Origin of the sequence: Stenotrophomonas sp. YIM B13575, from assembly GCF_042787595.1 — a bacterium.
Lineage (GTDB): Bacteria > Pseudomonadota > Gammaproteobacteria > Xanthomonadales > Xanthomonadaceae > Stenotrophomonas > Stenotrophomonas lactitubi_B.
In genome coordinates, this window is sequence record NZ_JBHZOP010000059.1 from 1 (window position 1) to 8,787 (window position 8,787).

General features: G+C 65.3%; 9 protein-coding genes. 6 read left to right on the top strand and 3 right to left on the bottom strand.

The window, feature by feature from the left end:
* The first annotated feature begins 309 nt into the window (after nt 1–309).
* Both gcvT and gcvH read left to right on the top strand, forming a co-directional pair.
* On the top strand, nt 310–1,422 hold the full coding sequence (gcvT, locus tag ACFX4F_RS11145) for a glycine cleavage system aminomethyltransferase GcvT (RefSeq protein ID WP_380655187.1): 1,113 nt from the start codon (nt 310–312) through the stop codon (nt 1,420–1,422).
* 94 nt (nt 1,423–1,516) lie between these two features.
* The gene (gcvH, locus tag ACFX4F_RS11150; protein WP_380655190.1) at nt 1,517–1,912 is read left to right on the top strand and encodes a glycine cleavage system protein GcvH; all 396 of its coding nucleotides are present in this window, start codon (nt 1,517–1,519) and stop codon (nt 1,910–1,912) included.
* A 283-nt stretch (nt 1,913–2,195) separates the two neighbouring features.
* On the opposite strand, the gene ACFX4F_RS11155 is transcribed toward gcvH, so the two are convergent.
* Nucleotides 2,196–2,576, bottom strand: coding sequence for a hypothetical protein (locus ACFX4F_RS11155; RefSeq protein WP_380655193.1), 381 nt, complete (start codon nt 2,574–2,576; stop codon nt 2,196–2,198).
* 112 nt (nt 2,577–2,688) lie between these two features.
* Between ACFX4F_RS11155 and ACFX4F_RS11160 the strand changes: the two genes are divergently transcribed.
* Nucleotides 2,689–3,228 (top strand): histone, encoded by a 540-nt coding sequence (locus ACFX4F_RS11160; RefSeq protein WP_089236507.1) that lies wholly within the window; start codon nt 2,689–2,691, stop codon nt 3,226–3,228.
* 63 nt (nt 3,229–3,291) lie between these two features.
* Here ACFX4F_RS11160 and ACFX4F_RS11165 read toward each other — a convergent pair whose 3' ends face one another.
* A complete protein-coding gene (locus tag ACFX4F_RS11165; protein WP_380655196.1) occupies nt 3,292–4,215 on the bottom strand; it encodes a LysR family transcriptional regulator in 924 nt (307 codons plus the stop codon).
* 112 nt (nt 4,216–4,327) lie between these two features.
* On the opposite strand from ACFX4F_RS11165, the gene ACFX4F_RS11170 reads away from it, so the two are divergent.
* Nucleotides 4,328–5,086 carry an SDR family NAD(P)-dependent oxidoreductase gene (locus ACFX4F_RS11170; protein ID WP_380655199.1) on the top strand — a complete coding sequence of 253 codons (759 nt, stop codon included), beginning with the start codon at nt 4,328–4,330 and terminating at the stop codon, nt 5,084–5,086.
* A 127-nt stretch (nt 5,087–5,213) separates the two neighbouring features.
* Here the strand turns inward: ACFX4F_RS11170 and ACFX4F_RS11175 are convergent, their stop codons facing one another.
* Complete coding sequence (locus ACFX4F_RS11175; RefSeq protein WP_099818861.1) at nt 5,214–6,614, bottom strand: serine hydrolase; 1,401 nt, start codon at nt 6,612–6,614, stop codon at nt 5,214–5,216.
* 287 nt (nt 6,615–6,901) lie between these two features.
* Between ACFX4F_RS11175 and ACFX4F_RS11180 the strand changes: the two genes are divergently transcribed.
* Together ACFX4F_RS11180 and ACFX4F_RS11185 are read left to right on the top strand one after the other, a co-directional pair.
* Nucleotides 6,902–8,230, top strand: coding sequence for an NTP/NDP exchange transporter (locus ACFX4F_RS11180; RefSeq protein WP_380655204.1), 1,329 nt, complete (start codon nt 6,902–6,904; stop codon nt 8,228–8,230).
* 76 nt (nt 8,231–8,306) lie between these two features.
* Nucleotides 8,307–8,657, top strand: a complete 351-nt coding sequence (locus ACFX4F_RS11185) for a DUF1304 domain-containing protein (protein ID WP_191078159.1) — start codon at nt 8,307–8,309, stop codon at nt 8,655–8,657.
* The last annotated feature ends 130 nt before the right edge of the window (nt 8,658–8,787 follow it).

Here is an 8,787-nt window from a genome sequence, read left to right on the forward strand (position 1 = left end):
GCGTACATCCAGAGGCTGCCGGCCAGCGGCCGGCACTACCGTGCCCGTCTGCAGGAAGGGCCGAAGCTCCTCCTGCAAACACAGTTGCTACAGGGACGTACTTGCGGCGTGTCCCGCAACCCTACATCGCCCCACCACCCCACAGACGTCGCCGAGCCGATGCGCTTTGGCCGTTGCCGTTGCCTGGCTTGTAGAAAGCGCTGCCGGCCGCCGGCCGGCCAACATCCCCCCGCTGCGCTGCGGCGCGACCTGCGGCCGACCGATCTGGGATAATGCGCGTTCTTGTTTCCTCTGCTGCCGGACCCGGTCATGACCCAGAAGACGCTGCTCAACGATACCCACCGCGCCCTTGGCGCCAAGATGGTCGATTTCGGGGGTTGGGACATGCCCATCCACTACGGCTCGCAGCTGGACGAGCACCACCTGGTGCGTCGTGAGTCGGGCGTGTTCGACGTCAGCCACATGACCGTGGTCGACCTGCGCGGCGACCAGGTCAAGCCGTTCCTGCGCCGCCTGCTGGCCAACTCGGTCGACAAGCTCAAGGCCACCGGCAAGGCGCTGTACTCGTGCATGTTGAATCCGCAGGGCGGCGTCATCGACGACCTGATCGTCTATTACCTGGGCGAAGACTTCTTCCGCATGGTGGTCAATGCCTCCACCCGCGAGAAGGATCTGGCGTGGCTGCGCGAGCAGGCGGCGCCGTTCAACGTCTCCGTCGAGCAGCGTCCGGACCTGGCGATCCTCGCCGTGCAGGGGCCGCAGGCGCGCGACATCGTCATCGGCCTGGCCCGCGAAGCCGACCGTGAGTCGCTGGGCAAGCTCGGCCGCTTCGCCGCGCTGCAGGTGCAGTCCGACGACGGCGTTGAACTGTTCGTCGCCCGCACCGGCTACACCGGCGAAGACGGTTTCGAGATCCTGCTGCCGCAGGATGCCGTGGTCGCGTCCTGGAACCGCCTGCTTGCCGCTGGCGTGAAGCCGGCCGGTCTCGGCGCGCGCGACACCCTGCGCCTGGAAGCCGGCATGAATCTGTACGGCCAGGACATGGATGAAGCGATCAGCCCCTACGAAGCGGCGCTGGCCTGGACGGTGTCGCTGGACGAAGGCCGCGACTTCATCGGCCGCGATGTGCTGGAGGCGCAGAAGGCCGCTGGCAACGCACGCCAGATGATCGGCCTGGTGATGGATGAGAAGGGCGTGCTGCGCCATGGCCAGGCGGTCACCACGGCCGGAGGCCAGGGCGAGATCCTGTCCGGCACCTTCTCGCCGACCCTGGCCAAGGGCATCGCATTCGCGCGCGTGCCGGCCGGTGAACTCGGTCAGGTCACCGTCGACATCCGCGGCCGTCAGGTGCCGGTGCGGGTGGTCAAGTTCCCGTTCGTGCGCGAAGGCCAGGCCCAGCCCGGCGTGCTGGCCGACGCGTGATCCAAACGTGCCGGTCGTCACTGCCAGCAGTGGCGGCCGGTTGGTTACACTAGCCCCGTTTTTTCCACCCCCTGCATATCTCTGGAGCAGTCCCATGAGCGAGATCCCCGGCGACCTCAAGTTCCTCAAGTCCCATGAGTGGGCCCGTGTCGAAGGCAATGGCCGCGTGACCGTCGGTATTTCCGACCACGCTCAGGGCCTGCTGGGTGACCTGGTCTACGTCGAGCTGCCGGAAGTCGGCACGACCGCCAAGGCCAACGAGCAGATCGCGGTCGTCGAGTCGGTGAAGGCCGCCTCCGACGTCTACAGCCCGATCAGCGGCACCATCGTCGAGGTCAACTCGGCGCTGGCCGACAAGCCGGAAACCATCAACGAAGACGCCTACGGCGACGGCTGGATGTTCGTGGTCGAAGTGTCCAACAGCGAAGAGCTCAACGAACTGCTGGACCCGGACGCGTACGCCGAAGGCCTGGAAGACGAAGACCACTGAGTCGTCGTTTCCCCGGTACGAAAACGGCCACCCTCGGGTGGCCGTTTTCGTTTTGGAGGACGCGTCGAACTTATGCCGACCGGTTCGCCGCATGCCATCGCCATGGCATCAGCCGGTGTTGAGCGCGGCCGAAGGGCGTGCGCAGTTTTGCGCAAATCTGCATTTCCACCCCCGCGACGGCGCGTCCGGATGTGAAAAGTTTTTGCCCTTGTTGCAGGTCCGTTGTGCTGGCGTTGGCGAGTGCCTCGCCGTGCACGACCACGTCGCCGTGCGGCGCTCTACTTCAGGCCTCTACATGACGCAGAGTGCTTATTTCAAGTGTTTTTTCTTCGCTGTTCGTGCGCAGCCGATGGCAGCGACGATGCGCGACGCCGTGTTTGCCGGTGCTCGCGGAGGAACATCGGCAGGCGCGGGAAGGGCTCCCGGGACGCGGCGGATGTGAAAATTTTTCGCGGGGGTTGTTGACAGTAAAAAAAACCGTGATTAGGTTTCGCCTCAGCAGACCTTGCCTGCCAAACCGAGTGCGCAGAATCAATCGTCCGATGCGAAGCAGCCCCTCGAAGACCACCGCGATCCTCAAGACGGTGGACATGGCCCCGCTTCCCCCGGAGAAATGCAAGGCGACCCCTGTTCCGATGCCTGCTCCGCCGATCGTGGCGGGCATCACCGCATCCGTAACGGCGCGCCTGACGCGCCGGCGGTCCCCGCACGCAGCATGGGCGGGTTTGATCCACCTGGGCGTTTCAACTCCCTATCACTGACGAGGAGCCATCACCATGGCAACCAAGAAAGCTGCGAAGAAAAAGCCCGCCGCCAAGAAAGCGGTGAAGAAAGTCGCCAAGAAGGCCGCTGCCAAGAAGGCAGTGAAGAAGGTCGCGAAGAAGGCGACCGCCAAGAAGGCAGTGAAGAAGGCTGCCAAGAAGGTCGCCAAGAAGGCCACGGCGAAGAAGACAGTGAAGAAGGCTGCGAAGAAGGTAGCCAAGAAGTCCACTGCCAAGAAGGCCGTAAAGAAGACCGCGAAGAAGGCCGTCAAGAAGGTAGCCAAGAAGGCCACCAAGAAGACTGCCAAGAAAGCCGTAAAGAAGACCGCCAAGAAAGCCACCGCCCGCAAGCCGGCCAAGAAGGTCGCCAAGAAGGCAGTGAAGAAGGCGGTAAAGAAGACCGCCAAGAAAGCGGTGAAGAAGACTGCGAAGAAGGCGACCAAGAAGGCTGCCCCGAAGAAGGCTGCCAAGAAGGTTGCCAAGCGCAAGCCGGCCGCCCGCAAGAAGAAGGCGGCCCCGGTGGCCCTTCCGGCAACGCCGGCACCGCTGATCTAAGTACTTCCCGATAGCCGTACCCTGAGACCCCTTCCCCGACTGCCCAGCGGGGAGGGGGTTTTTTTATGGCCTGTCTGTGCCTGGCCAGCTGCGTTCACCCGCTGCGTCGCAGGGAAACCGCTCGATCAGGAAATCCACGAAGCTGCGCAGGCGGGTCGAGTGATAACGGTCGTGCGGATAGACCACGTGCATGGGCCGTCCGCGGCGGCCATGCTCCGGCAGCAACGGGACCAGGCCACCCGCATCGATGTCCGCTGCCAGCAGCAGGCTCGACTGCAGGATGATGCCCTGACCCTGCAGCGCGGCCAGCCGCAACGCTTCTCCGTTGTTGATCTGCAGGCGTCCTGAGGGTGGCTGCGTCGCTGACGTTGCCTCGTTGCCCAGCCAGTGCGACAGCGCCGCCGGATCCAGCGACAGGCATTCATGTTGCTGCAGCGCCTGCACGCTATGCGGCGTGCCCTGCCGTGCGAGGTAGGCCGGTGATGCACACAGGGTCAGTCGATAGGGGCTGAGCGGACGCGCCACCAGATGCGTGGTGTCGGCCAGCATGCCGATGCGGATGGCGGCCTCGAATCCCTCATCGGCCAGTTCGACCACGCGATCGGTCAGCACCAGTTCGACACTGACCTCGGGGTAGCGGTCCATATAGGTCGACAGTGCCGGGACCAGCGCATGCGTGCCGAAGATCACCGGCGCACTGATCCGCAGCTTGCCCGCCGGTGCCAGATGGTGATGCTGGGCCTGTGCATCGGTTTCCTCCACCAGGCGCAGGATCTCCTTGCAGCGGCCGTAGTAGGCCTCACCGAACGCGGTCATGTGCTGCCGTCGGGTGGTGCGGCTCAACAGCTGCATGCCCAGCCGTTTTTCCAGGGCGCGCAGGTGCTTGCCGGCCATCGTCGCGGAGATGTCCAGTGCCGACGCCGCGGCACTCAGGCTGCCCTTTTCCACGGCCAGCACATAGACCTGCATGCTCTCCAACAGGTTCATCTGACACCCCGGGTTCTGAATGTTGAAACCTCGTCGAAGTTTATCAATCGAGGGTATTCAAAGAGCATGTCCGCACGGCCAGATGGGCCGGTAGAACCTGGCAGGGCAACACATGAAACTGGATCTTGAAGGACGTACCGCGCTGGTCACCGGCGCAGGTAGTGGCATCGGCGCTGGTGTCGCGCGGGTGTTGGCGACGCTGGGTGTGCGCATGGCGATCACTGCGCGGCGGCAGGCGCCGTTGCAGTCGGTGGCGGCCGCGATCGAGGCGGCGGGTGGGCCAGCACCGGTCGTGCTGCTGGGCGATCTGACCGACGCCGACGATGTGCAGCGCATTGCCAGCGCGTCGCTGCAGGCGCTGCAGCGCGTGGATATCCTGGTCAATGCGGCCGGTGGTGCACGGCTGGCCGGCGTGGCTGCAGCAGATGAGGTGTGGGACGAGGCGATGGCGCTGAACTTCTCGGCGGCACGACGGCTGACGCAGGCGTTGCTGCCGTCGATGCGGGCCAATGGCTGGGGGCGTGTCATCAACCTCAGTGGGTCGATGGAGCCGCGCGCGGTGAATGCCGCGAGCCCGGCGAAAGCGGCGCTGCATCTGTGGAGCAAGGGACTGTCCTGCGACGTGGCGGGCGAGGGCATCACCATCAACTCGATTGCACCAGGACGTATCAACAGCGCGCAGATCCTGGATCGTCTGCATCCCACCGAAGAGAGCCGACGTGAGTTCATCGCCCGCAACATCCCGATGGGGCGTTTCGGCGAACCGGAGGAGGTGGCGCACCTGGTTGCATTCCTGGCCTCCCCGTTGGCGGGGTACATCACTGGGGCGGTGATTCCGGTGGATGGCGGAATGCACTACTTCGCCCACTAGCCCTGCGGAACGGTGGAGCCGAACCATGCTCGGCTGCTTGAATCAGCCGAGCATGGGCTCGCCTCTACAACAACAAAAAAAGGGCGACCCGTGGGCCGCCCTTCTGCTCACGGTCGAGTTCGCCAGCTCAGCGCGGCGAGGCCACCGCGCGGTTGCCCGAGGCACCCTTGCCCTTGCGCTTGTCCTGCTGTGCCGGGGCGGCGCCTTCGGCCATCAGGTTGTCGCTGCCGAAGTCGGTATCCACATCCAGCCAGCGCTGCGACGGCAGGCCGAGGGCTGCGTCGAGCACGGTCGGCAGCAGGCCGCTGGGCAGGCCGCTTTCACCGTTCCACATGATGGCGATGCCGAGGTCGCGCTCCGGTACCAATGCCACCAGGCCGCGGTAACCCTGCACGGCGCCGGCATGGAACACGACATCGTGACCGGCGTAGTCGAAGGTGCGCCAGCCCAGCGCGTAGCCGGCCGAGTGCAGGCGTTCACGGCGCCAGCCCGAACGCATCTCGCCCGGGGTGTTGATCAGGCTGGAGTGCAGGGTGGCCAGCAGCGGCGCCGGCAGCACGTCCGGGCGGTGGCCGGTATGGGCCAGCAGCCACTGCGCCATGTCACTGGCGCTGGCGTTGACGCCGGCAGCAGGGGCAACGCGGTAATAGGTCGGCTTCGGCGTCAGCGATACCCAGCCGTTGCGGCTGCGCACGTGCGGGCGCGCCCAGCGCGAACTGGCCTGGATGCCGGCCAGGCCAAGGCTGGCATCGTTCATGCCGAGCGGCTTGAAGATGCGGCGTTCGACCGACTGCTCGTAGAAACTGCCGGAAGCGGCGTAGACGACGTCGCCGATCAGGCTGAAGGCCACATTCTGGTAGGCGTAGCAGTCGCCCGGCAGGCACTTCAGGCTGGTGTTGGCCAGCTTCTGGGTCAGCGCGTAGTACTCGGCATTGCCTTCGATGTCGCGGTCGTAGGCGTTGTACGGCAGGCCGACGCGATGGCTGAGCACATCGGCCACGGTCAGGCGGTCGGTGGCTTCCGGCGAGTTCAGGCGGAAGCCCGGCACGTAGTCGGTGACCTTGCTGTCCCAGCGCAGCGTGCCGTCATTGACCAGCAGGCCGGCCATGGTGCCGGCGAAGGCCTTGGACAGCGACGCCAGGCGGAACACGGTGTGGGCATCGACCGGCAGCGGGTTGTTGACGTCGGTGACGCCGTAGCCGCGCGCGCTGAGCACACGACCGCCCTGCACGATGGCCACCGCCATGCCCGGAACGCGCTCGCCATAGGTGAGCTGCTGCGCCATCGATTCGATGTTGGCGACGTTGAAACCGGCGGCCGGCAACTGCACCTGCGGCACCAGGCCGGTGCGGTAGGCCGCTGGCTGGGTGTGGGCGATGGCGCCACCGGCAGCGGTCTCGATGTTGGTCGGCATCGGCGGCAAGGCCGGCGGGGTCTGCGCGGTGGTGGACAAGGCAAGGGGCATCAACATGCCCAGCAAACCGGTGGCCGCCGAACGGATCGGACGACGCAGGCTGTTCTTTTTCATCGGTTGGAACCCGTGCGCGACTGCTGGGGATGATTCTAGCGCCGCTTTTCGCCTGTGCACAAACAAAGCGAAGATGAATGCGCATCTCGTTGAAAAAGTTGGAGTTTTGACGCCAGAAAAGCGTGTATCACAAGGTGTCCGCCGGGCCGGTCCGTGACACTGCGTTGCAGCCATCAGCGCCGCCTGCGCTGGCGATGTTGCAGTGCATTGGATAACGTACGCGCTTCACTGCCCCCGGAGCCTGCCATGCCGCTGTCCAACCGCCGTTTGCTGGCGAGGGGAGCCGCGTGAGCGCGGCCACTGCGGGCGGTCCGCTGAAGAAGCTGGTCGCAGCGCTGCGCGAGTCGCCGGCGCTCTGGTGGTCGTTCCTGTACTTCTTCTGCCTGCTCAGCGGCTACTACGTGCTGCGCCCGGTGCGCGAAGCGATGGCCGCCTCGGCCGACCTGGAGACGGTGTTCCCACCGGTGCTGATCGCCTGGTTCGCCAGCCACGGCATCGCGCTGAAGGACTTTGTCCTGCAGTTCCTGTTTTCCTGCGTGTTCGTGATCATGCTGGTGCTGCAGCCGGTCTATGGCTGGCTGGTCAGCCGCTTCCCGCGGCGGGTGTTCCTGCCGGCGGTGTACGGATTCTTCATTGCCACCCTGCTGGGCTTCTATGCGCTGTTCGACAGCCAAGTGCCGGGGCGGGGCATGGCCTTCTTCCTCTGGGTGATGGTGTTCAACCTGTTCGCAGTGGCCGTGTTCTGGAGCTTCATGGCCGACGTGTTCTCCAACGCGCAGGCGCGTGCCTACTACGGCTATATCGGTGCGGCCGGCACCATCGGTGCCTTCCTTGGCCCGCTCATTACCAGTGCGCTGGCGCAGCGCGTTGGCATCGCCAACCTGATGCTGGTGTCGGCCGGTTTCCTGATCATCTGCCTGTTCTGCATCTGGCGCCTGCGGCATTGGGCGGTGCTGCGCGAACGCGAGCAGCAGCTGGTGTCGGGTGAAAAGCCCATGGGTGGCAGCGTGCTCGATGGCCTGAAGCTGATCGTTCGTGAGCCGCTGCTGCGCTGGCTGGCAGTCCTGGTGATGTTCGGTGTGGGCGTGGGCACCCTGCTGTACAACCAGCAGGCCAGCATCGTGCGCGCGGCCGTCAGCGATCCAGCCGCCAGCACTGCGTTCTTCTCGCGCATCGACCTGGCGGTGAACGCATTGACGCTATTGCTGCAGTTGAGCCTGACCCGCTGGCTGCTGTCGCGTCATGGCATCGCCCCGGCCCTGCTGATTCCCGCCTTCGCCATCCTGCTCGGCTTCTCTGTGCTGGCTGCCTCGCCTCTGCCGATGATGGTGGCGGTGGTGCAGGTGTTGACCCGGGCCAGCGAGTTCTCGCTGTTCAAGCCAGCACGCGAAACCATCTACACCCGTGTGGACCGCCAGTGGCGCTACAAGGCCGGCGCGGCCATCGATACGGCGGTCTACCGCGGCGCTGACCTGAGCTTCACCTGGGTGCACAAGGGGCTGTCCCTGTTCGGTTCGCACGTGGTATTCGTCGGCGGGGTGGTGGTGGCCGCGTGCATGACCGCTGCTGCGTTCGGCGTGCTGCGCGAAGAAAAGAAGCTGCCGCGCGACCGCTGATTTTCCGGGGTCAGATCCCTTTCCCGCAGGGAAAGGGATCTGACCTCATTCTCCATCCCTGTTCAAGGAACCGCCCATGTACTGGATCGCGCTCGCCCTGACCCTGCTGGTCGCACTGCTGCACGTTTATTTCCTGGTGCTGGAGATGTTCCTGTGGACCCGCCCGCTGGGTCTGAAGACGTTCCGCAATACGCCGGAGAAGGCGGAGACCACGCGCGTGCTCGCGGCGAACCAGGGCCTGTACAACGGCTTCCTGGCGGCAGGCATCGTGGTGGGGCTGGTGTTGGCGCAGCCGGTGCTGGTGACGTTCTCGCTGGCGTGCGTGGTGGTGGCGGGCTGCTATGGCGCGTACAGCGTGAGCCGGCGCATCTTCATGATCCAGGCGGTGCCGGCGATCCTGGCGTTGATCCTTCGCGCGGTGGCGTAGTTTCCGGCCAACGGCGCAGCCCCTCGTGGTTGGCCGCTCAGATCAAAAGCCGCGCTTGGCGGGGCGGGTGGGCCGTGCAGGGGACGCTGCAAGTACGTCCCTGTAAGCTCGATGGCGCCATCCATGGCGC

Excerpts from the sequence above, each read along its gene's own strand:
- ACFX4F_RS11170 (WP_380655199.1), top strand. The coding sequence starts at position 4,328 with ATGAAACTGGATCTTGAAGGACGTACCGCGCTGGTCACCGGCGCAGGT.
- ACFX4F_RS11160 (WP_089236507.1), top strand. The coding sequence starts at position 2,689 with ATGGCAACCAAGAAAGCTGCGAAGAAAAAGCCCGCCGCCAAGAAAGCG.
- ACFX4F_RS11155 (WP_380655193.1), bottom strand. The coding sequence starts at position 2,576 with ATGCCCGCCACGATCGGCGGAGCAGGCATCGGAACAGGGGTCGCCTTG.
- gcvH (WP_380655190.1), top strand. The coding sequence starts at position 1,517 with ATGAGCGAGATCCCCGGCGACCTCAAGTTCCTCAAGTCCCATGAGTGG.
- ACFX4F_RS11175 (WP_099818861.1), bottom strand. The coding sequence starts at position 6,614 with ATGAAAAAGAACAGCCTGCGTCGTCCGATCCGTTCGGCGGCCACCGGT.
- ACFX4F_RS11185 (WP_191078159.1), top strand. The coding sequence starts at position 8,307 with ATGTACTGGATCGCGCTCGCCCTGACCCTGCTGGTCGCACTGCTGCAC.
- gcvT (WP_380655187.1), top strand. The coding sequence starts at position 310 with ATGACCCAGAAGACGCTGCTCAACGATACCCACCGCGCCCTTGGCGCC.
- ACFX4F_RS11165 (WP_380655196.1), bottom strand. The coding sequence starts at position 4,215 with ATGAACCTGTTGGAGAGCATGCAGGTCTATGTGCTGGCCGTGGAAAAG.